Raw genomic sequence first — 26,628 nt, 5'->3', positions numbered from 1 at the left:
GCGATGTTCTTCCCGCTCTCGAAGCTCGTGTTCTTCGCGATCACGCCGTCGAACTTCCTGATGCTCTCAGGACTCGCCGGCTGCGTCCTCGCCTGCGTGTCGAAGCGGCGGCGGACGGGTCTGGCGCTGGCGATCCTCGGCTTCGCCGGGCTCCTGCTCGCCGGCCTGTCGCCGCTGAGCCCGCTCGCCCTGCTGCCGCTGGAGCAGCGCTTCGCCGCCTTCGCCGAGGACGGCCGGCCCGTCACGGGCATCATCGTCCTCGGCGGCGGGGTGGAAGCGGGCCTGACCAGCGCGCGCGGACAGGTCGTCGTCAACGACGCGGGCGAGCGGCCCATCTATTTCGCCGATCTCGCCCGCCGCTACCCGAACGCCCGCCTCGTCTTCTCCGGGGGCAGCGGCAGCCTCCAGGAAGGTAGCGTCTCGGAAGCCGACATGATCAGCCGCTACGGCGACACGCTGGGCCTGCCGCGCAGCCGCCTCATCCTGGAGAACCTCTCGCGCAACACCCGCGAGAACGCGGCCTTCAGCGCGCAGCTCCTGCTGCCGAAGCCCGGCGAGCGCTGGCTGCTCGTCACCTCCGCCTGGCACATGCCGCGCGCGGTCGGCTGCTTCCGCAAGGCCGGCTTCGCGGTGACGGCCTATCCGGTCGACTACCGCACGCGGGGCTGGGTGGACCTCGGCCGCTTCAACACCTTCGCCTCGGACGGGCTGCTCGCCTTCGATATCGCCGCCAAGGAATGGGTCGGCCTCCTCGCCTACCGGCTGGCGGGTTATTCCGATTCGCTGTTTCCGGCACCGGACGAGCCCGGCACGCCGAGCCGGTAGACCCCGCGGAAATCCTCCGGGTCCGCCACCGGGCGCCCCTTGCGCAGGATCGCGACGCGGCCCTCGCGCACGAGGCGCACGGCCACACGCCGCACGGGCTTCATCAGCCGCCCCCAGTCCTCGGGAGCGGGGCCGCCGAGCGCGCGGGCGACCTCCGAGGGGCAGACCGTCTTGGCCTTGCCGCGCTCGGCGACGAGCCGCAGCATCGTTTCCTCGATCTCGGCCTCGTTCATCGCGGCGCGTCCTCGTTCTCGGCCATGGCGTCCGCGAGCAGCACGCCCCGGATCTCCGACACGAACTGACGCCGCCACATCACCAGCACCACGGCCGTCGTCGCCGCCATGAACAGATAGGGCCCGACGAACCAGCCGATATAGGCGAGCGCGAAGAAGAACGCCCGCTGCCCGCGCGCGAAATGGCTGCCGGCGGCGGTGTTCATGGCGGCGGCCCGCTGGGCGGCGCGATGCATGACCTCGACCGGGGTGCTCGATCCCTTCGGCGGCACCGCGCCGATGAGGATGGCGCTGTAGTTGAACAGCCGGTAGGCCCAGGCGAACTTGAAGAAGGCATAGACGAACACCACCGCCAGCCCCGCGACCTTGATCTCCCAGGTCGCCCGCGTCGCCAGCGCGCCGAAGGGCAGCGCGCCGAACAGGGTCAGCACGTCGTCGCCCGAGCGCGAGAGCGTCAGCACGCCGCCGAGCGCGATGAGCGAGGTGGAGGCGAAGAAGGCGGTGCCGTTCTGGAGGGAGGCGTTGATGGTGGTGTCGACCACGCGGTTGTCGCGCACCACCATCTGCCGGGCCCATTCCCGGCGCTGCTCGTTCATGAGCTGCGACAGCGACACCAACCGCCCGCGCAGCCGGCCCACGGACAGGCCGTAGCCGACCCAGGCCACGACGAAGAAGGCCAATGCGGCGAGGTCGAGCGGCGAGAGATTCGGGTTGCCCGTCAGGTTCGTCATGGTTTCCGGTGCCGACGCGGGATGCAGGCTGGCTAGCCCGCGCCGGACCGGCCTGTCGAGGGGGAAGGCGGACAGACCGGCGCCGCGTCCCGCGCGGGCCGCGCGATCCTTCGGACAGGGGGCCTCAGCCGTGGAGGATCGCGAACCCGTCCGGGACCGGCTCGCCTCCGCGCTCGGTGACGCTCACGCCGTCGACGCGGGCCGCGCCGGGGCCGGACTTGCAGGCGTCGATCATCGCGGCGACGGCATCCGCCGGTCCCGAGACGATCGCGGCGACGGTGCCGTCCGCGCGGTTGCGCACGCTGCCAGAGAGGCCGAGCGCGACCGCGCGGCGCTGCGTCCAGTCACGGTAGCCGACGCCCTGGACGCGGCCTTCGACGACGATCTCGACCGTGCGCCTGTCGCTCATTCCTCGCTCCTCCGGTGACGCGCCGGGCGCCCATGACCGGCGCCGCCGGCCTCGGTTCAGGGCACCTGGTTCAGAGCACTTGGCGCCGGGACCACGCCGCCATCTCGCGCCGGTAGGCGGCGGGAAGCTGGGCGGCCTCCGCCGCGCGCAGCACCGCTTCGAGATATCCCGGACGCGGAACGCCGGGCGCCGTGCTGCGGCCGAGATAGATCAGCGCCCGCTTTACCCCGCCCGCCGCCGCCACCGGCTGCGACGCCTTGACGTAGAGCCCGCCGGAGACGCCCTCGTAACGGTCGAGCGCCGGCACGTCGGCGAGCGACAGGTTCCAGAGCACACCCCAGACGGTGCGCGCGGGATCGCGCACAACGGAGGCGTAGCCCTCCTTCATGACGATGAAGCGATGGCGCCGGAGCTGCCCCTGGCCGATGAGCGTCGAGGCCGGACAGCGCAGCGCCATGGCGGCGGCGTCCATGTTGGCGCCGTAGGCGAAATAGAGGGGCATGCCGTCCGGGGTTCAGCCGCGAGAAACCGTCGACGACGCGCCTACTCGCCCGGCGGCATCCGCTCGCTGCGCCGAACGGCCCGTTCGTTGGCGAGCACGGCGAGATAGGCGCCCGCGACGACGATCGCGGGGATGATGAAGGTGACGAGGATCTCGCCGGAATTCACGGCTTCATGCTCCGCAACGCACGTCTCGCCAGGAAATGTAGGGCCGCGCCCGCGCAAAGCCAAATGGTCACGAAGAAACCGCTGCCGAGGGTCAGCGTCGGCACGGTCGGGACACCGAAGCTCGCGGCCGTCATCGGCGTCACGGCGCCGATGACGATGAAGGCCACGGCGACATTGTTGATCGCCGTCGCCAGCAGCTTCGTCTGCTCGTTATGGACCGCGCTCACCGCGCGTCCCGCTCAGGCGAATTCGAGGATCACCGCGTCGACGGCGAGGCTGTCGCCCTCCTTGGCGTGGATCTTCGCCACCGTGGCATCGCGCTCGGCGCGCAGCACGTTCTCCATCTTCATGGCCTCGACGATGGCGAGGGGCTCGCCGTTCTTCACCTCGGCGCCCTCCTTGACGAGGATCGCCTTCACCAGGCCCGGCATCGGGCAGAGCACCTGCTTGCCGGAGCCGGCGGCTTCCTTCACCGGCATCAGCGCGGCGAGCTCCGCCTCGCGGCGGGTGTAGACACGGGCTTCCGCCGCGGCGCCCGCATGCTGGAGCGCGACGCCGTTGAGGAGCCCCCGCACCTGGATCGCCACGCGATCCGAGCCGATGGTGCCGCTCCAGACCGGCTCGCCGGGCCGCCAGTCGCTCGCGACCGTCAACGTGGTGCCGTCGTCCTGCGTGACGACCAGCTCGTCGTCCTGCGTATCGACGGTGACGGGGTAGGTCTCGCCGGCGAGCACCACCACGCGGTCGCGCTCGAAATGCAGCAGGCTCGAATCGCGCATCTGGCCGGAGATGCCGCGCTTCCTCTGGTTGAGCTTGTGATCGATCGCCGCCGCCGCCGCCGCCATCCGGCGGGCGACCTCGCCCTTCGGCTCGGGGGCGACGAAGCCCTCCGGGAACTCCTCGGCGATGAAGCCGGTGGAGAGGTTGCCCTCGCGCCAGCGCGGATGCGCCATCAGGGCTGCGAGGAAGGGAATGTTGTGGCGGATGCCCTCGATGGCGAAGGCGTCCAGCGCCTCAGCCTGGGAATCGATCGCCTCGGCACGGGTGGGAGCCCAGGTCACGAGCTTGGCGATCATCGGGTCGTAGTGGATCGCGATCTCGCCGCCTTCCTCCACGCCGGTGTCGTTGCGCACGATGGCCTTGCCGAACCGCCCTTCCTCCGGCGGCCGATAGGTGGCGAGCCGGCCGATGGAGGGCAGGAAGTTGCGGGTCGGATCCTCGGCGTAGACGCGGCTCTCGACCGCCCAGCCGTCGAGCTTCACCTCGCTCTGCGAGAGCGGCAGCTTCTCCCCTGCCGCGACCCGGATCATCAGCTCGACGAGATCGAGCCCGGTGATCATCTCGGTCACGGGATGCTCCACCTGGAGCCGGGTGTTCATCTCGAGGAAGTAGAAGGACTTGTCCTGGCCCGCGACGAACTCGACGGTGCCGGCGGAATCGTAGTTCACGGCCTTGGCCAGCGCCACGGCCTGCTCGCCCATCTTCCGGCGGGTGGCCTCGTCGAGGAGCGGCGACGGCGCCTCCTCGATGACCTTCTGGTTGCGGCGCTGGATCGAGCATTCGCGCTCGCCGAGATAGATCACGTTGCCGTGCTTGTCGCCGATCACCTGAATTTCGATGTGGCGCGGATCGGTGATGAACTTCTCCACGAACACCCGGTCGTCGCCGAAGGACGACGAGGCTTCCGACTTGGCGCGGGCGAAGCCCTCGGCCACCTCGTCGGAGGAGTGGGCGATGCGCATGCCCTTGCCGCCGCCGCCGGCCGACGCCTTGATCATCACCGGATAGCCGATCTCGTCGGCGATGGTGACGGCGTGCTCGGGGCTCTCGATGACGCCGAGGAAGCCCGGTACGGTGGAGACGTTGGCGGCGGCCGCGGCCTTCTTCGATTCGATCTTGTCGCCCATGGCGGCGATCGCGCCGGGATTGGGGCCGATGAAGACGATGCCGGCGGCTTGAAGCGCCTTCGGGAAGGCCTCGCGCTCGGAGAGGAAGCCGTAGCCGGGATGCACGGCCTGGGCGCCGGTCTGCTTGCAGGCGTCGATGATCTTGTCGATCAGCAGGTAGGACTGCGCCGCCGGCGCCGGGCCGATATGGACGGCCTCGTCGGCCATGGCGACGTGGACGGCGTCGCGGTCGGCGTCCGAATAGACGGCCACCGTCTTGATGCCCATCCTGCGGGCGGTCTTGATGACGCGGCAGGCGATCTCGCCCCGGTTGGCAATCAGGATCTTCTCGAACATCGCGCGCCGCACTCGGATCAAAGCTGTCGGGTGGCCCCCTGGGGATCACCCCGGCCAGAGCCCCCGATAAAGCACATGCGCAGCGGACGAAAGCTCAACCGTGGTCGACCTGAGCCGGCTCCGGGCTCGCCCTGGAAAAGGGGCCCCGGTTTTCCGAGCCGGGTCGCGGCCGGGCCTCAAGCGGCGAGGAGGAAGGCCGGGCGCTTGGCGGGGGCGGGCTGGCGGGTCCAGCGGTTGGCGTCGAGGGCGAAGACGATCATCGCCTCGTCGCTGGACTGGGCCTCGCGCACCACCTCGACGGCGATGCGGGCGCCGACCGGGGTCGGGCCGGCGCGGCCGGCGAGCGAGGCGCCGAGCCACTCGGCCACTTCCCGGTCGATATAGCCGGTCGGGCGCTCGCCCCACACGGCGAAGTTCACCACCGACGCGACCAGGAAATCGGCGAAGGCGCCGTCCGCGTCGGTCGCGCTGCGCTCGAGCGCGATCAGCAGGTCGGCCTGGTCGCGGCTCTCGATGCCGTCCGGGAGGACGTCGCGGGAGAGAGCGGCCACGTCCTCGCCGGTGACGGTGCCGGCGGCGACGATACGGTTGCAGAAGTCCTGAAGCGAAAGGTTGCTCATTGCTTGATGCCTCCCCGGCCTTTACTGGCGCCGGTCTTGTGTCCCTGTGTGTTTCCACTATGCGGGACGGCATCGCCTGGGCGGTTAACGGGGAAGTCTGAACTGACGTTCAGGTTAAAGTGTGCTCACGATCCAGCCTTACGGGAGCGTTACTTGGCGCGCTGCCGGCAGTGCTCGAGGACGGAAGGGTCCGCTCTTCCCTCCCCCTTGCGGGAAGGGACCGAGGGTGGGGGTGGTTCCGGAGAAGCCGCGCCACGTCCGGCACTACCCCCACCTCCAACTCCTCCTCGCAAGGGGGAGGAGAGCCGATCCTTAGCGGACGATCACCTTGGAGCCGACCGGCACGCGCTCGAACAGGTCCACCACGTCGATGTTGCGCATGCGGATGCAGCCCGACGAGACCGCGCGGCCGATCTTCTCCGGCTCGTTGGTGCCGTGGATGCGGTAGAGCGTGTCGCGGCCCTTGTCGGAGAGGTAGAGCGCGCGGGCGCCGAGCGGGTTCATCGGGCCGCCCTCCATGGGGTGGACATGCGGCCAGCGCTTGACCATCTCGGCGGGCGGGTTCCAGGCCGGCCATTCGGCCTTGCGCGAGACCGTCGCGTCGCCGGTCCAGCCATAGGCCTCGTCGCCGACGCTGACGCCGTAGCGCATGGCCTTGCCGCCCGGCATCACCAGATAGAGCTGCCGCTCCTTGGTCTCGACCACGATGGTGCCCGGCGGCTCCTTGGTGGGATCGTTCATCAGGTAGCGGGCGAAATGCGGGTCGGCTTCCGCGTCGGGCACCAGGGCCATGAAGGCGGCGTCGCGCGCGGAGAGCTTCGGATCGGGCACGCCCTGGAACTGGCAGGCGCCGAGCAGCATCGCGGGCAGGGACAACGCCAAGGACAACGCAACGAGGGAACGGGATCGGCGCATTGATGTCTGTCCGGCTGGTCCACGGCATGCAAGGATGCGAACCGCGACGCAGGCGAGATTAACCCCGCCCTCGCCGCGCGGCAGGGCGCCGGGCCGGAGCGGGGACGCATTTGCCGGCGTTGTTGCCGGGAAGAGACAGGGAACGAGGCCGGTCAACGGCCGCCCGACGGGAGGGATGAAGAGTGACGACGCTGTATGTGAGCCATCCCGCCGCCCTCGACCACGCGGTCCATCCCGGCCACCCGGAGCGGCCCGACCGCATCCGCGCCGTCGAGCGGACCCTGGAGAACGAGCGCTTCGCCGGTCTTGTGCGCGTCCTAGCTCCGCTGGCCGAGCCCACCGTCGCGACCCTCGTGCATCCCGAGGACTATGTGGAGGCCATCGTCGCCGCCTCGCCGAAGAGCGGCTTCGTCTCCATCGATTCGGACACCACGATGTCGCCGGGCAGCCTGGAGGCGGCGCTGCGCGCGGTGGGCGGCGCGGTCCACGCCGTCGACGCGGTGATGAACAAGGAATGCGCCAACGCCTTCGTCGCCATGCGCCCGCCCGGCCACCATGCCGAGAAGACGCGGGCCATGGGCTTCTGCCTGTTCAACCAGGCGGCCATCGCGGCCCGCCACGCCCGCAAGGCGTATGGTGTCTCGCGGGTGGCGCTGGTCGATTGGGACGTCCATCACGGCAACGGCTCGCAGGACATCTTCTGGGACGACGGCGACGTGATGTACGCCTCCACCCACCAGATGCCGCTCTTTCCCGGCACCGGCGCGGCCTCCGAGCGCGGCTCGAAGGACACCATCGTCAACGTGCCGCTGCGGCCCAACGACGACGGCGCGGTGTTCCGCGAGGCCTTCGAGAAGGGCGTCCTCGCCCGCGTCGACGCCTTCGCCCCCGACCTCGTCCTGATCTCGGCCGGTTTCGACGCCCACCACCTCGACCCGCTGGCGAACCTGCGCCTCGACGAGACCGATTTCGGCTGGGCCACCCGCAAGCTGATGGAACTGGCCGACCGCCATGCCGGCGGCCGCCTGGTCTCGGTGCTGGAGGGCGGCTACTCGCTGGAGGGCCTGGGCAAGTCGGTGGCCCACCATGTCGACGCTCTGATGGGGCGCTAGAGCGCACTCCGCCGAAGGGGTTGCCGGTTCGGCGCAAGAGTGCGCGGCAAGACAAGAGATTATGGAGACGCGGGCCGTCGCAAGGCGATGGGACGCGTCTCCAATCCCGGCCTCAGGACGCCTTCCTGCCGGCCGCCTCCAGGATCAGCCCGGCGATGACGGCGGGCTGCGATATCATGGAGACATGGCTCGCCTTCACCTCGATGGTCTTGGCGCCCATGCGCTTGGCCATGAAGCGCTCGAGGTCCGGGTCGATGGTCCGGTCCTCGGTGGAGACGGCGTAGAAGCTCGGCTTCGAGCGCCAGGCGGCCTGCGTGGTCCTGCCCGCGAGCAGGGATTTCCTGAACGGCTCCTGCACGGCGTGGAGCACCTTCGCCTTGGCCTCGGGCAGGTCGCCCGCGAAATCGCGCAGGAAGGCGGCCTCGCCGAGCCGGCCATACTCGCCGTCGAAGACGATACCGGCGGACGCGGCGGGCGTCGGGAAGGTCTTGGCCAGCGCCGCGTAATCCTCGCCGGCATCCGGCGCCCGCGCGGCGACGTAGACGAGGGCCGTCACCTTCGGATCGATTCCGGCCTCGCTGACGATCATGCCCGAGAAGGAATGCCCGGCGAGCACCGTCGGGCCGTCGAGCCGCGCCAGCGCCCGCTGGCAGGCGGCGACCGATTCCTCCAGCGTCGTCAGTGGGTTCTGCACCGAGACGACGTTCAGCCCCGCCGCCTGCAAGCGCGGGATCACCTCCGTCCAGCACGATCCGTCCGCGAACAACCCGTGCACCAGCACGACGTTGCGGGCGACGGGGGGCGCCTCGGCCGCTCCCGCCCGCGACGACAGCAGGGGGGCGGCGCCAGCGGCCGCCAGCATTCCAAGGACGGTTCGACGATGCATCCGCGACGATTCCCGCACAGTGAGGAACCCGCGAGGTAGAGCGGCGCGCGGGCGCGACGACAGCACCTTTCGCCGCAGCCTTGACCGCACCGTTAGCCGCACGACGCGGCGCGCGTCACCGTCCCGCGATCAGATCCTTGATGCGCGAGGCGAGCGCCTCCATCGCGAAGGGCTTGGTCATGACATGCATGCCGGGCTCGAGATGGCCGTTGCCGACCACCGCGTTCTCGGCATAGCCGGTGATGAACAGCACCTTGAGGCCGGGGCGCGAGAGGCGGGCGGCGTCCGCCATCTGGCGCCCGTTCATGCCGCCGGGCAGCCCGACATCCGTCACCAGCAGGTCGATGCGCACGTCCGATTGCAGCACCTTCAGCCCCGAGGCGCCGTCGCCCGCCTCGATCGCGGCATAGCCGAGCTCCTCCAGCACCTCCGTCACCAGCATGCGCACGGTGGGCTCGTCGTCGACGATGAGCACCGTCTCGCCCTCGCCCGCGCGCGGCGCGTCGGCGAATTCCGGGAGCGCCTCCCCCTCGTCGACCTCGCCGTAATGGCGGGGCAGGTACATGCACACCATGGTGCCGTCGCCCGGCTCCGAATAGATCCGGGTCTGGCCGCCGGACTGGCGGGTGAAGCCGTAGATCATCGACAGGCCGAGGCCCGTGCCGAGGCCGAGGGGCTTCGTGGTGAAGAATGGATCGAAGGCCTTCGCCGCCACGTCCGGCGCCATGCCGGTGCCGGTGTCGGAGACGCAGATCGAGATGTACTGCCCGGCCGGCACGTCGCGCTCCTGCGCGGCGCGGATGTCGAGCCAGCGGTTGGCGGTCTCGATGGTGAGGCGGCCCCCCTCCGGCATGGCGTCGCGGGCGTTGATGCAGAGGTTGAGCAGCGCGTTCTCGAGCTGGTTGGGGTCGACCAGCGTCGCCCACAGGCCGCCGGCGGCGACCACCTCGATCGCGATGCCCGGCCCCACCGTGCGCCGCACCAGCTCCTCCATCCCCGCCACCAGGGCGTTGACGTTGGTGGGCTTCGGGTCGAGCGTCTGCCGGCGGGAGAAGGCGAGCAGGCGGTGCGTGAGGGCGGCGGCGCGCCGCGCGGCCCCCTGCGCGGCCGTGACGTAGCGCTCCACGTCGTTGAGCCGCCCTTGCGCGATGCGCGCGCTCAGCAGCTCCAGGCTCCCGGTGATGCCGGTGAGCAGGTTGTTGAAGTCGTGGGCGATGCCGCCGGTGAGCTGGCCCACAGCCTCCATCTTCTGCGACTGGCGCAGCGCCTCCTCGGTGCGCATGAGGTCGCGCGTGCGCTCGGCGACCTCGTCCTCCAGGGTCTCGTTCAGCCGTTCCAGCTCGGCGGCCTGCCGCCTGCGATCGTCGATATCGGTGTTGGTGCCGACCCAGCGCACCACCTCGCCCTCGGGCGAGCGCACCGGCTCGGCGCGGACCAGGAACCAGCGATAGGCGCCGTCGGCCCGGCGGATGCGGAACTCGGCCTCGTAGACGCTGCCCTGCCGCAGCGACCGCTCCCAGGCCGCCGCCGCCGGCCCGAGATCGTCGGGATGGACGATCCGCTCCCAGGCGGCGGGCCCGTCGAGGGTGCCGCGCCCGTCGCCGCTATAGGCATAGGCCTGGTCGTTGAACCAGTCGAAATGCCCGTCCGGCCGCGCCGCCCAGATCTGGTTCGGGACCGCCTGCGCGAAGACCCGGAACTGCTCCTCGCTCTGGCGCCGCGCTTTCTCCGAGCGGACCCGCTCCGTCGCGGCGCGCACCCGGTTGGCGACGTCGCGCATGAAGGCGACGTCCTCCTCCGACCACACGCGGGGCCGGGCGTGGTTCACGTAGAGCAGCGCGACGACATCGCCGCGCTCGCGCAGGGGCATGTTGACGAAGGAGCGCGCGTTGATCGCCTCGAGCACGGCGGCGGTGTCGCGGGTGCGCGGGTCGGTGCGGGCATCGGCCACCACCGCGGTCTCGCCGCGCTTGATGTCGTCGATATAGGAGCCGTAGTCCCGGAACCGCAGCACTCCGGCGATGGTGGTGACGCCCGGCGCGTTCCAGTCCCGGTCGATGGTGATCGTCTCGGCCCCCGTGTCGATGACCCCGTAGCCGGCCCGGCTCACGTCGAGGGCCTTGCCGAGGACCTCGGCTCCGGCGAAGGCGAGCGCGGCCGGGTCGGTGAGGTCGCGCATGCGGTCGCCGAGTTCCAGCAGGGCGAGCTGGCGGCCTTCCGCCGCCTTGCGGTCCGAGATGTCGAAGCTCACGCCGGGAAAGCGCAGGGGGGCACCCTCGGGGGAGAGCCTGCACTGCCCCTGCGCCGCCACCCAATGCACCGAGCCGTCCGCCTGGAGCAGACGGTACTCCTCGGAGAAGGCTTCCCCCGTGCGCAGGGCCGCCTCCACCGCGATCCGCACGCGGGGCAGGTCGTCGGGATGGATCCCGGCGAAGAAGTCGCCGATGGGCGCCCCGCGCGCGGCCATGGCCGGATCGACGCCGTAGAGGACGGCGAAGCGCTCGTCGGCCGTCACCAGGTTGGCGGCGACGTCCCAGTCCCAGGTCCCGATGGCCCGGCCGGCGGAGAGCGCCTGCCGCAGCCGATCCTGGCTCTCGCGCAGGGCGAGCTCGGCCCGGCGCCGGTCGGAGATGTCGTTGAACAGGATCGCGACATGTCGATCCTCGGGCTCTCCGACCCGGAACGCGTGCACGTCGAACCAGCGGCCCATGGGCTCCGAGCCGTTCTCGAAGCGGATCGGCTCTCCGGTCAGCGCCACGCGCCCGTAGGTCTCGATCCAGAACCGCTCCAGATTCGGCACGAGGTCGAGGGCGAAGCGCCCCTGCGCGCCCACGAGGCCGGTCTGCCCCTCGAAGGCCGGATTGACGTCGAGGAAGCGGTAATCGACGGGCCGTTCGCCCTCGAACGCCACCTGCACCACGCAGAACCCCGCGTCGATGGCGTCGAAGAGCGTGCGGTAGCGCCGCTCGCTGTCGCGCAGCCGGCGTTCCGCGACGGCCAGATCCTCGGCGTCCCGCCCGGCGGGAGCGTCGTACGTCTCTGTCATCGCTGAGGCATGGCGTCGGAAGGGGCGCGTCTCATGGTCTGGCTGCTACGCGGGGCGGCGCCCGCCGGTTCCCTCAGCCGTCGAGGGGAACGTTGCCGAGAAGCTCGATGCCGAAGCCCGACAGGCCGACATAGGAGCGCGCCGAGGTGGCGAGGTTGCGGATCGAGACCACGCCGAGGTCGCGCAGGATCTGGGCGCCGAGCCCCACCTCGCGCCACTGGCGCACGCGCTGGGCCTCCGAGCCCTCCTCGGCATAGCGCGAGAGCGGCACCCCGGCGGTGCCGTCGCGCAGATAGACCAGCACGCCCCGGCCCTCCTCGGCGAAGCGGCGCATCACCCCCTCGATCTGGCGGCCGCCCTCGATCACGTCGGCGACGACGTTGGAGCGGTGCAGCCGCACCAGCATGTCGCGCCCGTCGCGGATGTCCCCGTGGACGAAGGCGAATTGCTGGATCGACTCGAAGGGCGTCGTGTAGGCGTAGCCCGTCATCGGACCGAACTCGGTCTTCACCGGGAAATGGCCGACGCGCTCGACGAGCCGGTCGCGCGCCTGCCGGTAGGCGATGAGATCGGCCACGGAGACCCGCTTCAGCGCGTGCGCCTGCGCGAAGGCGTCGATCTGCGGCCCCTTCATCACGGTGCCGTCGTCGTTGGCGAGCTCGCAGATCACGCCCACCGGCGGCAGGTCGGCGAGCCGGCAGAGATCGACCGCCGCCTCCGTATGCCCAGAGCGCATGAGGACGCCGCCGTCCCGCGCGATCAGCGGGAAGACGTGGCCGGGCCGCACGAAATCGGCCGCGCCCATGTTGCCGTTGGCGAGCGCGCGCACGGTGTTGCAGCGCTGCTCGGCCGAGATGCCGGTGGTGAGCCCGTGCTTCACGTCCACCGTGACGGTGAAGGCGGTGCCGAGCGGCGCGTCGTTCGAGGCGACCATCGGGTCGAGATGGAGGCGGCGCGCCTCCCCCCGCGTGACCGGCGCGCAGACGATCCCGCAGGTGTTGCGGATGATGAAGGCCATCTTCTCGGGGGTGCAGAGCGAGGCGGCGACGACGAGGTCGCCCTCGTTCTCGCGGTCGTCGTCGTCGGTGACGACCACGATCTCGCCGCGGGCGAAGGCCTCGATGGCCTCGGTGACGCTGCAATGGGACACTTCAGGCCTTTCGGGTCGTGACATGCGCCTGTCCTCCCCCTTGCGGGGAGGAGCCGGAGGTGGGGGTGGTGCCGGATCGAGCGTGGGCGGTGCCTCCTGCACCATCCCCACCCTAACCCTCCCCTCAAGGAGGAGGGAACGGCAGTCCGGCCGATTATGAGCCGCCGACCTGCCCCCGGTGACGCAGATAATGGTCCGCCAGCACGCACGCCATCATCGCCTCGGCCACCGGCACCGCGCGGATGCCGACGCAGGGGTCGTGGCGGCCCTTGGTGACGAGGTCGACCTCGCCGCCGTCGCGGGTGACGCTCTTCCTCGGCGTCAGGATCGAGGAGGTCGGCTTCACGGCGAAGCGGCAGACGATGGGCTGGCCCGTCGAGATGCCGCCCAGGATGCCGCCGGCATGGTTGGCGAGGAAGCGCGGGCGGCCGTCGTTGCCGGCGCGCATCTCGTCGGCGTTGTCCTCGCCGGTAAGGGCGGCGGAGGCGAATCCGTCGCCGATCTCGACGCCCTTGACCGCGTTGATCGACATCATCGCCGCCGCGAGATCGGCGTCGAGCTTGCCGTAGACCGGCGCGCCGAGCCCCGCCGGCACGCCCTCGGCCACCACCTCGATCACCGCGCCGATGGAGGAGCCGTCCTTTCGGATGCCGTCGAGATAGGTCTCGTACAGGGCCGCCGCCTTGGCGTCGGGACAGAAGAACGGGTTGTTGCCGATCTCGTCCCAGTCCCAGTTGGCGCGGTCGATGGCGTGCGGGCCCATCTGGACCAGCGCGGCGCGGATGGTCACTCCCGGCACGACCTTGCGCGCCACGGCGCCCGCCGCCACCCGCGCGGCGGTCTCGCGGGCCGAGGAGCGGCCGCCGCCGCGATAGTCGCGGATGCCGTATTTCGCCTCGTAGGCATAATCGGCATGGCCCGGACGGTAGCTGTCGCGGATCTCGGAATAGTCCTTCGAGCGCTGGTCGGTGTTCTCGATCATCAGCGCGATCGGCGTGCCGGTGGTGAGCTGGCGCCCGCCCGTGCGGTCGTCGGCGAACACGCCGGAGAGGATCTTCACCTGATCCGGCTCGCGGCGCTGCGTGGTGAAGCGGGACTGGCCGGGCTTGCGGCGGTCGAGCTCGGCCTGGATCTCCTCGGCATCGAGCGCGAGACCGGGCGGGCAGCCGTCCACCACGCAGCCGAGCGCCACCCCGTGGCTCTCGCCGAAGGTCGTCACGCGGAAGAGGTGGCCGAAGCTGTTATGGGACATCGCGCGCCCGCTCTAGCGCGGGATGCGCGGAGTCACAAACGGTCGGCGCCTATCCTGCACCGCCCGGCCGCGACAGCACGCCCCCGCTCACCGGCTCGCGCACGCCGGTGGTGCTCGGAAAGGTGTTCGGCAGCCCCTGGACGGAGCGCACGGCGAGATAGGCGAAAGCCTGCGCCTCCAGATAGGCCGAGGACCAGCCGATGGCGTCGGCGGTCGTGATCTCGGCGCGCAGGTGGTAGTTCAGGAGCCGCACCAGCTCGCCGTTCCTGGCGCCGCCCCCGGCGACGATCCAGCGGGTCGGGATCTCGGGGGCGTGGTCGACGGCGCGGGCCACGGCGCGGGCGGTGAAGGCGGTGAGCGTCGCCGCGCCGTCCTCCGTGGAGAGCTGGCCGGCGAGCTTGTGCGAGAACCAGTTCCGGTCGAGCGACTTCGGCGGCCTTCGCGCGAAGAACGGATGCGTGAGGAGCCAGGCGAGCAGCGTCTCGTCCGGGCGGCCGCGCGCGGCGGTGCGGCCGCCATCGTCGAGATTCTTGTTCTCGCGCTCCTTCATCCATTCGTCGATGAGGGCGTTGCCGGGGCCGGTATCGAAGGCGATCATGCCGCCGGAGCGGTCGATGAGGGTGACGTTGGCGACGCCGCCGATGTTGAGGATGCCGAGCGGCCCCTCGAAGCCCGCCGCCGCCGCGAGCGCCCGGTGGAACACCGGCACCAGCGGCGCCCCCTGCCCGCCCGCCTCGATATCGGCCCGGCGCAGGTCGGAGACCACGGCGATGCCGAGCCGGTCGGCGAGCGCCTGCCCGTCGCCGATCTGGATGGTGATGCGCTGGTCGGGGCGGTGGATCACGGTCTGGCCGTGGAAGCCGATCACGTCGATATCGGCCGCGCTCAGGCCGTTCTCGGCGAGGAAGCGCTCCACCGCCTCGGCATGGGCGCGGGTGACGAAGGCGTCCGCCTCCGGGATATGGCCGGGCCGGTCGTCCGGCCGCTCGATGCGCTCGGCGTCCTTCGTCGCGGCGCGCAGGAGCGCCTCCTCCTCGTCCGTGTAGCCGCGATAGCCGGTGGGTCCGAGGGGCTCCATGAAGTTGTTGTGCCCGCGCGCGACCTTGATCGTCTCGCCGTCGGTCTCGATCAGGGCGACGTCCACGCCGTCGAGGGAGGTGCCGCTCATCAACCCGATCGCGCGCATCATCGCCATCCCGCCTCGCCCTTTGCCGTTCACGGACGCACCATCGGTCCCGCCGAGCCCCGATAGCACGGCGCGCCGGCTTTTGCGGGGTGCCGGAGACGCGGACGGTCAGCGGTCTCCCGGAGGCGCGCCCGGCACTCCGTCGGCGAAGGCGTCGTTGCCGCCCCCGGCGCTGAACAGCTTGCGCAGGAAGCCCGGCGCCACCGCCGAGAGCGGGTTCACCGAGACGTCGGGCGAGGGCAGCTTGCCGGAGACGCGGAAGTTCACGCCGAACAGCCCCTCGTTGTGCCCGCCGGCGAGCAGCGGCCCGAACAGCGGCACCTGGGCGACGACGTTGTTCAACCCGTAGAGCGGCACGAAGGTGCCGTTGATGTCGGTGCGCTCCCGGCCGGTGTCGAGATAGCCGCCGAGGGTGAAGCCCATGGCCGCGTTCGAGATCGCGGCGTCGCGGAAATCGACGCGGCTGCCGGTGCGCACGAAATTCGCGCGCATGCGGTCGAAGCCGACATCGCCGTCCCCGGCCACGGCGCGGCGGCGGCCGGACGGGTCCGTGACCTCGCCGCCGCCCTGCGAGACGATGCTCGACAGGGCCGGCTCGTTGCGCAGGGCGAAGTTGCGGATCTGGACCACGCCGGCCTGCGGCCCGTCGTTGAGGTTGATGCTCGCGGCGAGCTTGCCGCCCTGCATGCGCCGGTACACGTCCACGAAGCGCAGCGTCGCCCCGGCATCCGCCGATTCCACCGCCAGCACCGGGATGCCGCGCTCGCCCCGGCTGACGGTGGCCACGAAGGGGGAGGCGCGGAAACGGCCCTGGATGCTGGCCGAGCGCAGGTCCCGCCCGCGCAGCGCCAGCTTCATGCTGGCATTGGTCAGCGCCTCGTCGTTGAAGCCGGCGAGGATGGAGAGGGCGATATCGGCGTCGATGTCCTTGGGGCTCGGGTCCTTGGCGCCCTTCTGCTCCGGTCCGCCGAGGCTCTTGAGGAAGGGGCGCGCGTCGCCCACCGCCCCCTTCACGCTGACGCGGTATCCGTTGCCGTTGCGCTCGGCGGTGACGCGCATGTCGTCGCCCGGAGAGAGCTTCACGCTCGTCATCTCGGCCCGTTCGAACCCGCCCTCCGCGCCGAGCGTGGCGCTGCCGCGCGCGCTCGCCGAGCCGGCGTCGAGGGCGATCTCGCGCAGCTCGGTCGCGTTGCCGGGGCCGTTGTCGACGAAGCTGAAGGCGAGCTTTCCGGGCTTGCCGGCGGCCTTGACGAAGCCGGGCATCAGCCCGTCGATGCCGGCGCGCGCGAGATCCGCCTCGACCCGAACCGGAGGCTTGCCGGGGCCGGGGCGGCCCAGCGGGATCACCGCCTTGACCGGGATCGGTCCGCTCAGCTGAGGCCCGGAGGGCAGCCCCTTCCTGGCGCGGAAGGCATCGTCGGCCAGCAGCGTCACCGTCGCCTCGCCGGGCGCGCCCGCCTTCGGCAGACGCATCTCGGCGGTGAGCGGCGCGCCGGCGAGCCGGCCGTCGCCCTTCATGGAAAACCCGTTGCGGTCGTAGGCGAGCGCGAACCGGCCGGCCTCCAGCCTGTCCTTGCCCATCGCCTTGTCGACGGAGAGGTCGGCGAGGGTGCCCGTCAACGTCACCGGCATGTCCGGCAGGTCGGGGACGTGCTTGAGGTTGAGCGGGAAGTCGATGCGCAGGTCGGCGATGCCCTTGATGGTCGCCGGGTCCATGTCCATGCCCGACAGGCTCTTGAACAGCTTGGTCTGGAGCAGCCCGGCGAGGGCGTCGGCGCCGCCGCCGAGATGCAGCCCGATCTTGGCGACGACCTTCTCCGGGGTGATCTCGGGGATGACGAAGCTGCCATCCGTGATCGACAGGGCGCGGCCGTCATCCATGCGGATGTCGGCGGTGACGCCCCGGATGGTGGTGGTCTGTCCGGTGAGCGCCCCGCTCACGCGCCCCCGGCTCAGGGGCGGCGCGTCGGTGGAGACCTGGAGCGTGGCGTCCGAGACGGAGAAGGCGATGCGCAGCGCCTGGTCGGGCATCGGATCGCCGCGCGTCGCCGCCGCGAGCTCGGCCGCCGACATGTCGAGGACGATGTCGACGCTGTCGAGCCTGCCGCTCCGCAGCCCGTCCACGAGATAGTCGCGGGCGCCCGGCGCGATGTGCTCCGGCCAGAGCCGCAGGCCGGTGCGCAGCTCGGTGTCGTTCGCGACGATGTGGAGCGTGAGGCCGTCGTCGTCGCCGCTGGTGCCGATGGTGCCGGTGATGCGGCCGCCGAACTTCTCGCCGGTCATGCGCAGGTCGTCCACGGCGACGCCGCCGGCCCGGCCGGTGAGATGCGCGTCGATGGTAGCGACCTTGACGGGGGCGTCCTGGGGGCCGGCGCCGCGCAGGGTCGCGTCCCGGCCGGTGAGCGACGCGGTCCAGTCGGAATCGGCGCCCTTCGGGCTCTCGGTCCAGGCCCCGGAGAGGTGCACGCTGTTGCCGGCGCCGCGATAGTCGAGGGCGTCGAGCTTCAGGGCACGGCCGATCTCGTCCCAGCTCGCGCTCGCGGTGACGCTCTCGATGGTGACGGGGTTGAAGTCCTTCTCCTCGATGAGGAGGTTGCCGTCGCTGGTGCGCAGGCTCGCCTTCATGTCCTCGATGCGGCCGCCGTCCAGGGCGACGTCCGCCCGCGCGGAGACCTTGAGGTCGGTGGTCACGGGCAGGCGCGACTGGCCGGAGAGCAGCAGCAGGTCCGTCACCGGCAGGTCGTCGAGGGTGATGACGCCGGCCCGCTTGGCGCCGCCTGCCTCACGCAGGGTTCCGCCGAAGCGCCACTCGCCATGCGGCCCGTCGATGCGCAGCTCGAACAGGCGCGCGTCCTTCACGGGATCGCGGCCGAACAGCCCGTTGACGTGCTCGAACACGGCGCGCTCGCGGCCGTCCTCGTCGACGAGGGTGAGGCGGGCATCGGTGATGCGGGCCCGGTCCAGCGCCCCGACCACGCCGGCGGAATCCAGCACGACGCCGAAGATCGAGGCCACCGCCGCCGAGATCGGCGACACCGTTCCGCGCGCGGGGTCGACGCTCGGTAGGGTATGCGGCTTGGTCTCGCCGGGATGGGCGGCTTCCGAGGCGGCGAAGGCGATCGACCCGTCCCGGTGGACGAGGGCCGTCATCTGCATGTCGCGGAACTCGATGGAGCGCGGCTGCACGGCGAGCCTGGCGAGCCCCCAGGTGTCGAGGCTCACCACGGCGAGGGGCGCCTTCACCACCGCCGCCCCTTGCGGGTTGCGGATGTCGAGGCCGGAGACGCGCAGCGCCAGGGAGCGTTCGGAATCGAGCTCGAGGGCGCTGTCGCGCAGGCTGACCGTCCAGCCCGGACCGATCCGCTCGGCGATGGCGGCGCCGACGCGCTCGGACAGGCCGTCGATGCGCAGCGGCCCGTAGGTCAGGCGGACGATTCCGACGCCAATGCCCGCCGCCGCCACCAGGACCAGGACGCCGAGCCAGAGCAGGCACGCCCCGCTCCAGCGGCGGACCGGCCCGCGCCGACGCCGGACGCAGGGCTCGTTCCGGGCAGCTTCCTTGGCCGTATCCTCAACCATTCAAACCTTGACCGCTGGATCGGAGCGCCCCGGCGTCCTAGAACCGGGCGGCGATCCGGGCTGCGTGTTCACGTTGTCAGTCCCGTGGATGGCTCGACGAGCAGACACATCATCAATCGGCCGAAAGGAAGGCATGATGACCCTCGCGCCCGGCATGCAGGCCCCTGGTTTCACCCTTCCCGGCGCCGGCGGCGAGACCATCGACCTCGGCGCCCTCGCGGGCCGGAAGGTGGTGCTGTATTTCTACCCCAAGGACGACACCAGCGGCTGTACGCTGGAGGCGCAGAACTTCAACGCCCAGCAGGACGCCTTCGCGGAGGCTGACGCCATCGTGATCGGCGTCTCGCCGGATTCGGTGAAGAGCCACGACAAGTTCAGGGCCAAGCACGGCCTCACCTTCCCGCTCGCCGCCGACGAGGAGAAGGGCATGCTCGAAGCCTACGGGGTCTGGGTCGAGAAGAGCATGTACGGCCGTAAGTACATGGGCGTCGAGCGCACCACGGTGCTGATCGGCCGGGACGGGACGATCGCGCGGATCTGGCCCAAGGTGAAGGTGCCCGGCCATGCCGAGGAGGTGCTGGCCGCCGCGCGCGCCCTGCCCTGACGGCCCGCAAGCCAAGCCCGACGAGCGGGACGGGCCTTGGCGCTTCCTTAACCCTAACCGGGGTTGAATGGCGGCTCGCGACGCGGGTTCCCCCATGAGCCGCCCACAAGCCCAGCCCGACGGATCGATGCGCATGCGCCCCCGGCGCTGGGAGATTCCGGTGCTCCTCGCCGGGCTGGCGCTCGCCACCCTATGGGCGCTCGGGGCGAGCTATTACCTGCTGTTCCGCGATCCCCTGGTCGCTCGGTTCCTGGCGCAGCAGGATTCCCTGCGCGCCGCCTACGAGGCGCGGCTCGCCGAGGTCGGCGCCCGCCTGGAGAGGGTCTCGGGCGAGCGCAGCGGCGAGACCGACGACGCCGAGGCGCGGCTCGCCGCCCTGGCCGAGCGCCTGTCGGGGCTCGAAACCCGGCAGGCCGCCCTCGCGACCCTGGCCGGCTCCCCTCCTCCCGCGCGGATGGACCCGGATGTCACCGGCGCGCTGCCGGATCGCGGAGGCGGGCGCGATCTCCTTCCCTTGCGCGGGCATTCGGCGCCTGGCCGGCGCTCGGAAGCGCTGGGACTGAACCTCGCGGCCCTCGAAGGGGGCGCCGACGCCCTCGGCGCCGCGCAGGGCGATATTGTGGAGCGCCTCGGCGCCCGCTCGCGGCATGGGCTCGACCGTCTTCGCGGCGCCCTCGCCCGCACCGGCCTCGACCTCGCCCGCTTCGAGCGGCCGAAGGGCGGCATCGGCGGTCCGCTGGTGCCGGTGATCGCGGACGCTTTCGGCGAGGCGCTGGCTCGGGCGCAGCGGCAGCGCGAGGACGAGAGCCGGCTCGCCAAGCTCGCCGCCGAGCTGCCGCTCGGCCGCCCGGTCCTCGGGGAGCTGAGCCTGTCCAGCGGCTTCGGCACCCGGCTCGATCCGTTCACCCGCGGGCTGGCCCTGCATACGGGCATCGACTTCAAGGCGGAGACGGGGGCGCCGGCCCGCGCCACGGCGGCGGGCCGCGTGATCGCGGCGGAGCCGGCCGGCGGCTACGGCAACCTCGTGGAGATCGACCACGGCCACGGCGTCGTCACGCGCTATGCCCATCTGGCGAGCTTCGCGGTGCATCCGGGGCGGCGGGTGGCCGCCGGCGAGATCGTCGGTTTCGTCGGCTCGACGGGCCGCTCCACCGGCAGCCATCTGCATTACGAGACGCGCGTCGACGGCGAGCCGGTGAACCCCGCGGGCTTCCTCGAGGCGGGCGCCGATGTCGAGGCCCTGCGGACGGAGGAGACCCGCTGAGCGCCGGGCCGGCCGCCGCTCAGTCGATGTCCTCGACCACCTCGGTGGCGCCGTAGAGGCGCTGCGCCAGGGAGGCTTCCATGAACGGGTCGAGGGCGCCGTCGAGCACCTCGTCCGGGTCCGTCGACTGCGTGCCCGTGCGCAGGTCCTTCACGAGCTGGTAGGGTTGCAGCACGTAGGAGCGGATCTGGTGGCCCCAGCCGATATCCGTCTTGGAGGCGGCCTCGGCGTTGGCCTTCTCCTCGCGCTTCTTCAGCTCGGCCTCGTAGAGGCGGGCGCGCAGCATGTTCCAGGCGGTCGCCCGGTTCTTGTGCTGCGAGCGCTCCTGCTGGCAGGCCACCACGATCCCGGTGGGGTTGTGGGTGATGCGCACCGCCGAGTCGGTGGTGTTGACGTGCTGGCCGCCGGCGCCCGACGACCGGTAGGTGTCGATGCGGCAGTCCGATTCCTTGATCTCGATCTCGATCTTGTCGTCGATGACCGGATAGACCCAGACGCTGGCGAAGCTGGTGTGCCGTCGCGCGCTCGAATCGTAGGGCGAGATCCGCACCAGCCGGTGGACGCCGGACTCGGTCTTCAGCCAGCCATAGGCGTTGTGGCCCTTGATGAGGAGCGTGGCGCCCTTGATGCCCGCCTCCTCGCCGTCCGACCACTCGACCACGTCGACCTTGTATTTCCGCCGCTCGGCCCAGCGCGCGTACATGCGCTGGAGCATCAGCGCCCAATCCTGGCTCTCGGTGCCGCCGGCGCCGGAATGGACCTCGAGATAGGTGTCGAAGCCGTCGGCCTCGCCGGAGAGCAGCGTCTCGATCTGGCGGCTCGCGGCCTCCTTCTCGACGGCGCGCACGGCCTCCTCGCCTTCGCGGACCGCGTCGGCGTCGCCCTCGGCCTCGCCGAGCTCGATGAGCATGGCGCCGTCCTCAAGACCCTGCTCGAGCCGCTTGATGGCGGTGAAGGCCTCGTCCAGCTCGGTGCGCTCGCGCATGACCTTCTGGGCCGCGGCGGCGTCGTTCCACAGCTCCGGGTCCTCGGAGGCAGCGTTCAGCTCCGCGAGGCGTCTCTCGACGGTATCCCAGTCAAAGATGCCTCCTCAGCAGTCCGATCGACTGCTTGGCGGCATCCGAGCTCTGTTCGATCTCGGCGCGCATCTGGTGCTTCGGGTCTTCGGGTGTCGGAAAAACGAGGGCGCGTGATACCGGGCCGGCGGGTCGGTGTAAACGCCGGCCGCCCCGCGCCGCCGCGATCTCGCGTGGGGGCGGTCAGCGCCCCGCGAGCGGGCCCTTGTAGGCGGGGGCGATCACGTAATGCGGGCTCCGGTGGCCGCGTCCGAGCTGCCCCTCGCCGGGACCGTCGTTGTAATAGGCGAAGCCGGTCATGCCGAAGCCGCCGCCGTTCATCACATGCGGCACCGGGACGGCCGGCGGCGAGGCGAGGTCCGGCCGGGTCGGCGGGACGATGGGCCTCCCCGAGTCGCGGTCCACGTCGAGAACGGTCGGGCCGCCGGGGCCGCCGTAGTAATAGGGCACCGGCTGAGCGGCGCAGGGCGCGGCAAGGCCGAGAAAGGCGATCGCGGCGGCGATCGATAGCGGAGCGGAACTCAAGACGCGCGGCCTCCCAGTGGCGGCGGCGGGCCGGAAGCGGTCCGCCTCTTCAGTCGTTCGTCGCGGCCGGTCGGTCAGCCCTTCGCCCGCACGACCACCTGACGCTCGCGCAGGACCGGTTCACAATTCGTCATCTGGGCGCCGAGAACGAAGGGCCGCGTGCCGCAGGTATAGGCCGCGTCCGGTCCCGGCGCCGGCACAGGATCGCGCGCGACGATGGGGTTCGGGGCGCAGGCCGCCAGGGAGGCCGTGAAGGCGGCCGCGATCGCGAGGACGGCGGGCAGGGTCAGGCGGCGCATGAAGCTCTCGGGAGCGGATCGACGGGCGTCTCCCGGAAATCCTGCGGATCGCGGAACCCGCTGGCAAGCGCGGCGCCCGTTCCCGCGCCCGTTTGGCAGGGCCTGTCTCCCCCCGGCCACATGGCCGGAAGGCACTTCGGACCGGGAGGCGGATGGACCTCAGCTCGCCTGGGCGATGGGCACCACGTTGTGGAGCGTCTTGTCGGCGTTGTCGAAGAAGCGGCGCACGTTGCGCGCGGCCTGCCGGATGCGCTGCTCGTTCTCGACGAGCGCGATGCGCACGTAATCGTCGCCGAACTCGCCGAAGCCGATGCCCGGCGCCACGGCGACGTCGGACTTCTCCAGAAGCAGCTTGGCGAATTCCAGGCTGCCCATCGCCTTGTACTTCTCCGGGATCGGCACCCAGGCGAACATCGAGGCGGCGGGCGGCGGGATCTGCCAGCCGGCCTTGCCGAAGGACTCGACCATCACGTCGCGGCGCTTCTTGTAGGTGGCGCGCATCTCGGCGATGCAGTCGTCCGGCCCGTTGATGGCGGCGGTGGCGGCGACCTGGATCGGCGTGAAGGCGCCGTAATCGAGATACGACTTCACGCGGGTGAGCGCGGCGAGCAGGCGCTCGTTGCCCACCGCGAAGCCCATGCGCCAGCCGGCCATGGAATAGGTCTTCGAGAGCGAGGTGAACTCCACCGTGCAGTCGATGGCGCCCGGCACCTGGAGCACCGAGGGCGGCGGCTCGCCGTCGTAATAGACCTCGGCATAGGCGAGGTCGGAGAGCAGGATGATCTCGTGGCGCTTCGCGAAGGCGACGAGGTCCTTGTAGAAATCGAGCCCCGCCACGTAGGAGGTCGGGTTCGAGGGATAGCAGACGACGAGCGCCACGGGCTTCGGGATCGAGTGCTGCATGGCGCGCTCGACCGCCGGGAAGAAGGCCGGCGTCGGCTCGGCGGGCACGGAGCGGATCACGCCGCCCGCCATCAGGAAGCCGAAGGCGTGGATCGGGTAGCTGGGATTGGGCACCAGCACCACGTCGCCGGGCGCCGTGATGGCCTGCGCCATGTTGGCGAAGCCCTCCTTCGAGCCCAGCGTCGCCACCACCTGGGTGTCGGGGTTGAGGCTCACGCCGAAGCGGCGCTGATAGTAGCCGGCCTGGGCCCGGCGCAGGCCGGCGATGCCCTTGGAGGCGGAATAGCGGTCGGTGCGCGGGCGCCCGGCGGTCTCGACGAGCTTGGCGATGACGTGCTTCGGCGCGTCGAGATCGGGGTTGCCCATGCCGAGATCGATGATGTCGGCTCCGTTGGCGCGGGCGGCGGCCTTGATCCGGTTCACCTGCTCGAAGACGTAGGGCGGCAGTCGCTTGATGCGGTGGAAATCGGTCATGGCCTTGAACTGTCCGTCGGCGCGGGATTCCGGGTCCGGCGCTCTGCTTTGGCGTAGTCGTCCCGTCTAGCACCTCGAGGGCCGCAGGCCGACCCCAAAATTCGCTACTCCGCCGCGTCGGCGGCGGGGGGCGCGGCGTTCGGCTTGGGCGCCTTGGGCTGGGCCTTGGCGACGCCCTCCGCCGCCCGGCCGCGCGATTCGTTGCGGTTGCGGGCGCCCTCCAGCTCCGCCTCCAACGCCTTCTGGCTCTCCGAGGACTTCGCCCGCAGCGAGCGCTTCGGGGCCGAGACGCCCACCGGCATGTAGTCGCTGCCCGCCGGCCGGGAGTTCGCCACGAAATCCGGGGCCGGGATCGGCTTGACGCTGGGGCCGAGGCCGAGCGGCCCGTCGCGCATGGCACTGACATCGCTCGAGCAGGCCCCGGCCAGAGGCAGCATCAGAGCGAGGAGGCCGATCGCCACGGCCCGCGGGCCGGCGCGCAAGGGAAAGCGGGATGCCGACATCGGACTGATGTATGTCTCTGCAAAAGCATGCCGCGCACTGGGCAAATCCCGAGGTGGCGCGTTAATTTGTCGGAAACGAGGCTCGCGGGACGGACGTCCCGGCGAACCCGCCTCGGGCGCCAAGCCCGCGGATCCCAGGGAGCGAGCGACGCGTGAACATGAAGGAGCCGATACCGCAGGGTCCGGACGTGGAGGCCCTGTCGCGCAACGCCAGCCTGCTGGTCGAGCAGATCGGGCGCACCGCCGCCTCCTATTTCCGTCCGCCCGAGGACGGCAAGCCGCCGAAGGCCGGCTCGGAGGAGGTCGCCGAGATCGTGCGCACCCTCTCGACGGTCGCCGAGAAGTGGATGTCCGACCCGAAGAAGGCCGTGGAGGCGCAGACCCGTCTGAGCGAGGCCTTCATGGGCCTGTGGGGCTCGACCTGGTTCCGCCTCCAGGGGGAGGCCACCGGCCCCGTCGCCGAGCCGGAGGCGAAGGACACCCGATTCGCCCATGCCGAATGGTCCACGAACCCGGTCTTCGACTTCCTGAAGCAGAGCTACCTCATCACCTCGCGCTGGGCCGAGCATCTCGTCGACAACGCCGAGGGGATCGACGAGCACACCCGGCACAAGGCGCAGTTCTACCTGCGCCAGCTCGTCGGCGCGCTCTCGCCCTCGAACTTCGTGATGACGAACCCGGAGCTGATCCGGAAGACGGTCGAGGAGAACGGCGCCAACCTCGTGCGCGGCATGAAGATGCTCGCCGAGGACATCGAGGCCGGCAAGGGCGAGCTGCGGGTGCGCCAGACGGACCCCTCGGGCTTCGAGGTCGGCCGCAACGTCGCCGTGACGCCGGGCGAGGTCGTGTTCCGCAACGAGCTGATCGAGCTGATCCAGTACGCGCCGACGACGGAGACGGTGCTCAAGCGCCCGTTCCTGATCGTGCCGCCGTGGATCAACAAGTTCTACATCCTCGACCTGAACGCCCAGAAGAGCTTCATCGGCTGGATGGTCAGCCAAGGTCTGACGGTGTTCTGCATCTCCTGGGTCAACCCGGACGAGCGCCACGCCGGCAAGGACTTCGAGAGCTACATGCGCGAGGGCATCGAGGCGGCCATCGACGCCATCGGGGTCGCCACCGGCGAGACCGAGGTGGCCGCGGCCGGCTACTGCGTCGGCGGGACGCTGCTCGCGGTGACGCTCGCCATGCAGGCCGCCACCGGAAACCGGCGCATCCGCAGCGCCACGCTGCTGACCACGCAGGTGGACTTCACCCATGCCGGCGACCTCAAGGTCTTCGCCGACGAGGAGCAGATCCAGGCCATCGAGGCGCGGATGCAGGAGAAGGGCTTCCTCGACGGGTCCAAGATGGCCAACGCCTTCAACATGCTCAGGCCCAACGACCTGATCTGGGCGCATGTGGTCAACAACTACCTCAAGGGCACGCCGCCGACCGCCTTCGACCTGCTCTACTGGAACGCCGACGCCACCCGCATGCCGGCGGCCAACCACTCGTTCTACCTGCGCAACTGCTACCTCGACAACACCCTCTCCCAGGGCAGGATGGTGCTCGGCAACATCCGCCTCGACCTGGGGAAGGTGACGGTGCCGATCTTCAACCTCGCCACCCGCGAGGACCACATCGCGCCCGCCGTCTCGGTGTTCGAGGGCTCGTCGAAGTTTGGCGGCGAGGTCGCCTACGTGCTCGCCGGATCGGGCCACATCGCCGGCGTGGTCAACCCGCCGGCCAAGGCGAAATACGGCTTCTGGACCGGAGGCCCCGCCACCGGCAGGCTCGAGGACTGGATCGCCGCCGCCACCGAGCACAAGGGCTCCTGGTGGCCCTACTGGTTCTCCTGGCTGGAGGCGCAGGCCCCCGAGCGCGTGCCCGCGCGCATCCCCGGCAGCGGCGCCCTGCCCTCCCTCGGGCCGGCGCCCGGCACCTATGTGCGCGTGAGGGTCTGAGACCGTTTCAGATTGATCGGTCCGGCGCCGCCTGTTTTCCCTCCCCCCTTTGCGGGCAGGGCTATCGCACATGAGTAAAGAGATTGAAGAGATAGTCTTTGCTCCACGCGGCGTGCTTCATTTTCTTGCGGATGGGCAGGTCGGACGGGTGTGACGCCAAGATGTTGCGCGCGAGGCG

25 protein-coding genes are annotated in these 26,628 nt (G+C 70.8%); 5 read left to right on the top strand and 20 right to left on the bottom strand.

The genetic code is table 11. The features are described 5' to 3' along the window. The first annotated feature begins 3 nt into the window (after positions 1–3). On the top strand, positions 4–825 hold the full coding sequence (locus ACP56T_RS19490) for a YdcF family protein (protein WP_430913814.1): 822 nt from the start codon (positions 4–6) through the stop codon (positions 823–825). Here ACP56T_RS19490 and ACP56T_RS19485 read toward each other — a convergent pair. From ACP56T_RS19485 to ACP56T_RS19445, 9 genes are all read right to left on the bottom strand, one after another. Continuing rightward, entirely contained in the window at positions 771–1,058 is a 288-nt protein-coding gene (locus tag ACP56T_RS19485; RefSeq protein WP_430913813.1) for a DUF3253 domain-containing protein, read from the bottom strand. The two genes, ACP56T_RS19490 and ACP56T_RS19485, sit on opposite strands and share 55 nt — an antisense overlap. Then, positions 1,055–1,789, bottom strand: coding sequence for a DUF599 domain-containing protein (locus ACP56T_RS19480; protein ID WP_430913812.1), 735 nt, complete (start codon positions 1,787–1,789; stop codon positions 1,055–1,057). Before ACP56T_RS19480 ends, ACP56T_RS19485 begins: the two co-directional genes overlap by 4 nt. Positions 1,790–1,913: 124 nt before the next feature. Further along, a complete protein-coding gene (locus tag ACP56T_RS19475) occupies positions 1,914–2,198 on the bottom strand; it encodes an acylphosphatase (protein ID WP_430913811.1) in 285 nt (94 codons plus the stop codon). 70 nt (positions 2,199–2,268) lie between these two features. Beyond that, positions 2,269–2,700: a gamma-glutamylcyclotransferase family protein gene (locus ACP56T_RS19470; RefSeq protein ID WP_430913810.1), complete on the bottom strand. Its 432-nt coding sequence runs from the start codon at positions 2,698–2,700 to the stop codon at positions 2,269–2,271. 41 nt (positions 2,701–2,741) lie between these two features. Then, complete coding sequence (locus tag ACP56T_RS19465) at positions 2,742–2,867, bottom strand: hypothetical protein (protein ID WP_430913809.1); 126 nt, start codon at positions 2,865–2,867, stop codon at positions 2,742–2,744. Then, positions 2,864–3,094, bottom strand: a complete 231-nt coding sequence (locus ACP56T_RS19460; protein WP_430913808.1) for a hypothetical protein — start codon at positions 3,092–3,094, stop codon at positions 2,864–2,866. The genes ACP56T_RS19465 and ACP56T_RS19460 overlap by 4 nt, the downstream gene beginning before the upstream one ends. 12 nt (positions 3,095–3,106) lie before the next feature. Beyond that, positions 3,107–5,110 carry an acetyl-CoA carboxylase biotin carboxylase subunit gene (locus ACP56T_RS19455; protein WP_430913807.1) on the bottom strand — a complete coding sequence of 668 codons (2,004 nt, stop codon included), beginning with the start codon at positions 5,108–5,110 and terminating at the stop codon, positions 3,107–3,109. A 176-nt stretch (positions 5,111–5,286) separates the two neighbouring features. Further along, complete coding sequence (locus ACP56T_RS19450) at positions 5,287–5,730, bottom strand: hypothetical protein (RefSeq protein WP_430913806.1); 444 nt, start codon at positions 5,728–5,730, stop codon at positions 5,287–5,289. A 312-nt stretch (positions 5,731–6,042) separates the two neighbouring features. Continuing rightward, positions 6,043–6,645, bottom strand: coding sequence for a L,D-transpeptidase (locus tag ACP56T_RS19445; protein ID WP_430913805.1), 603 nt, complete (start codon positions 6,643–6,645; stop codon positions 6,043–6,045). Positions 6,646–6,827: 182 nt separating this feature from the next. Here ACP56T_RS19445 and ACP56T_RS19440 point away from each other — a divergent pair, with 182 nt between their 5' ends. Further along, a complete protein-coding gene (locus ACP56T_RS19440; RefSeq protein ID WP_430913804.1) occupies positions 6,828–7,757 on the top strand; it encodes a histone deacetylase family protein in 930 nt (309 codons plus the stop codon). 112 nt (positions 7,758–7,869) lie between these two features. On the opposite strand, the gene ACP56T_RS19435 is transcribed toward ACP56T_RS19440, so the two are convergent. The 6 genes from ACP56T_RS19435 to ACP56T_RS19410 all read right to left on the bottom strand — a co-directional run bounded on the left by ACP56T_RS19435 (position 7,870) and on the right by ACP56T_RS19410 (position 18,856). Continuing rightward, entirely contained in the window at positions 7,870–8,619 is a 750-nt protein-coding gene (locus ACP56T_RS19435; RefSeq protein WP_430913803.1) for an alpha/beta fold hydrolase, read from the bottom strand. Between the two features lie 139 nt (positions 8,620–8,758). Next, positions 8,759–11,689 (bottom strand): PAS domain-containing protein, encoded by a 2,931-nt coding sequence (locus tag ACP56T_RS19430; RefSeq protein WP_430913802.1) that lies wholly within the window; start codon positions 11,687–11,689, stop codon positions 8,759–8,761. Between the two features lie 73 nt (positions 11,690–11,762). Then, positions 11,763–12,839, bottom strand: a complete 1,077-nt coding sequence (gene ribB / locus ACP56T_RS19425; protein WP_430913801.1) for a 3,4-dihydroxy-2-butanone-4-phosphate synthase — start codon at positions 12,837–12,839, stop codon at positions 11,763–11,765. Positions 12,840–12,993: 154 nt separating this feature from the next. Further along, complete coding sequence (gene aroC, locus ACP56T_RS19420; RefSeq protein ID WP_430913800.1) at positions 12,994–14,091, bottom strand: chorismate synthase; 1,098 nt, start codon at positions 14,089–14,091, stop codon at positions 12,994–12,996. Between the two features lie 49 nt (positions 14,092–14,140). Continuing rightward, on the bottom strand, positions 14,141–15,286 hold the full coding sequence (locus tag ACP56T_RS19415; protein ID WP_430913799.1) for an anhydro-N-acetylmuramic acid kinase: 1,146 nt from the start codon (positions 15,284–15,286) through the stop codon (positions 14,141–14,143). 99 nt (positions 15,287–15,385) lie between these two features. Continuing rightward, positions 15,386–18,856: a YhdP family protein gene (locus ACP56T_RS19410; protein WP_430913798.1), complete on the bottom strand. Its 3,471-nt coding sequence runs from the start codon at positions 18,854–18,856 to the stop codon at positions 15,386–15,388. A 136-nt stretch (positions 18,857–18,992) separates the two neighbouring features. Between ACP56T_RS19410 and ACP56T_RS19405 the strand changes: the two genes are divergently transcribed. Both ACP56T_RS19405 and ACP56T_RS19400 read left to right on the top strand, forming a co-directional pair. Further along, the gene (locus ACP56T_RS19405; RefSeq protein ID WP_430913855.1) at positions 18,993–19,460 is read left to right on the top strand and encodes a peroxiredoxin; all 468 of its coding nucleotides are present in this window, start codon (positions 18,993–18,995) and stop codon (positions 19,458–19,460) included. Positions 19,461–19,587: 127 nt separating this feature from the next. Then, entirely contained in the window at positions 19,588–20,724 is a 1,137-nt protein-coding gene (locus ACP56T_RS19400; protein ID WP_430913796.1) for a M23 family metallopeptidase, read from the top strand. Positions 20,725–20,743: 19 nt separating this feature from the next. On the opposite strand, the gene prfB is transcribed toward ACP56T_RS19400, so the two are convergent. From prfB to ACP56T_RS19375, 5 genes are all read right to left on the bottom strand, one after another. Continuing rightward, positions 20,744–21,872, bottom strand: a protein-coding gene (prfB, locus tag ACP56T_RS19395) for a peptide chain release factor 2 (RefSeq protein ID WP_430913795.1) whose coding sequence is annotated in 2 segments (ribosomal slippage) — positions 20,744–21,802 and positions 21,804–21,872 — 1,128 coding nt in all. Because the reading frame shifts where the segments join, the coding sequence is not laid out codon by codon here. Between the two features lie 111 nt (positions 21,873–21,983). Further along, the gene (locus ACP56T_RS19390; RefSeq protein WP_430913794.1) at positions 21,984–22,325 is read right to left on the bottom strand and encodes a hypothetical protein; all 342 of its coding nucleotides are present in this window, start codon (positions 22,323–22,325) and stop codon (positions 21,984–21,986) included. Between the two features lie 74 nt (positions 22,326–22,399). After that, a complete protein-coding gene (locus ACP56T_RS19385) occupies positions 22,400–22,624 on the bottom strand; it encodes a hypothetical protein (protein WP_430913793.1) in 225 nt (74 codons plus the stop codon). Positions 22,625–22,783: 159 nt separating this feature from the next. Beyond that, a complete protein-coding gene (locus tag ACP56T_RS19380) occupies positions 22,784–24,001 on the bottom strand; it encodes an LL-diaminopimelate aminotransferase (protein WP_430913792.1) in 1,218 nt (405 codons plus the stop codon). A 104-nt stretch (positions 24,002–24,105) separates the two neighbouring features. Further along, positions 24,106–24,504 carry a hypothetical protein gene (locus tag ACP56T_RS19375; protein WP_430913791.1) on the bottom strand — a complete coding sequence of 133 codons (399 nt, stop codon included), beginning with the start codon at positions 24,502–24,504 and terminating at the stop codon, positions 24,106–24,108. 158 nt (positions 24,505–24,662) lie between these two features. Here ACP56T_RS19375 and phaC point away from each other — a divergent pair, with 158 nt between their 5' ends. Further along, complete coding sequence (phaC, locus tag ACP56T_RS19370; protein WP_430913854.1) at positions 24,663–26,450, top strand: class I poly(R)-hydroxyalkanoic acid synthase; 1,788 nt, start codon at positions 24,663–24,665, stop codon at positions 26,448–26,450. Positions 26,451–26,628: the final 178 nt, after the last annotated feature.

This window comes from Methylobacterium endophyticum (assembly GCF_050591105.1).
Taxonomy (GTDB): Bacteria; Pseudomonadota; Alphaproteobacteria; order Rhizobiales; family Beijerinckiaceae; genus Methylobacterium.
The sequence above is the reverse complement of the archived record's forward strand: the minus strand, read 5'-3'. Positions and strand labels throughout refer to the sequence as shown.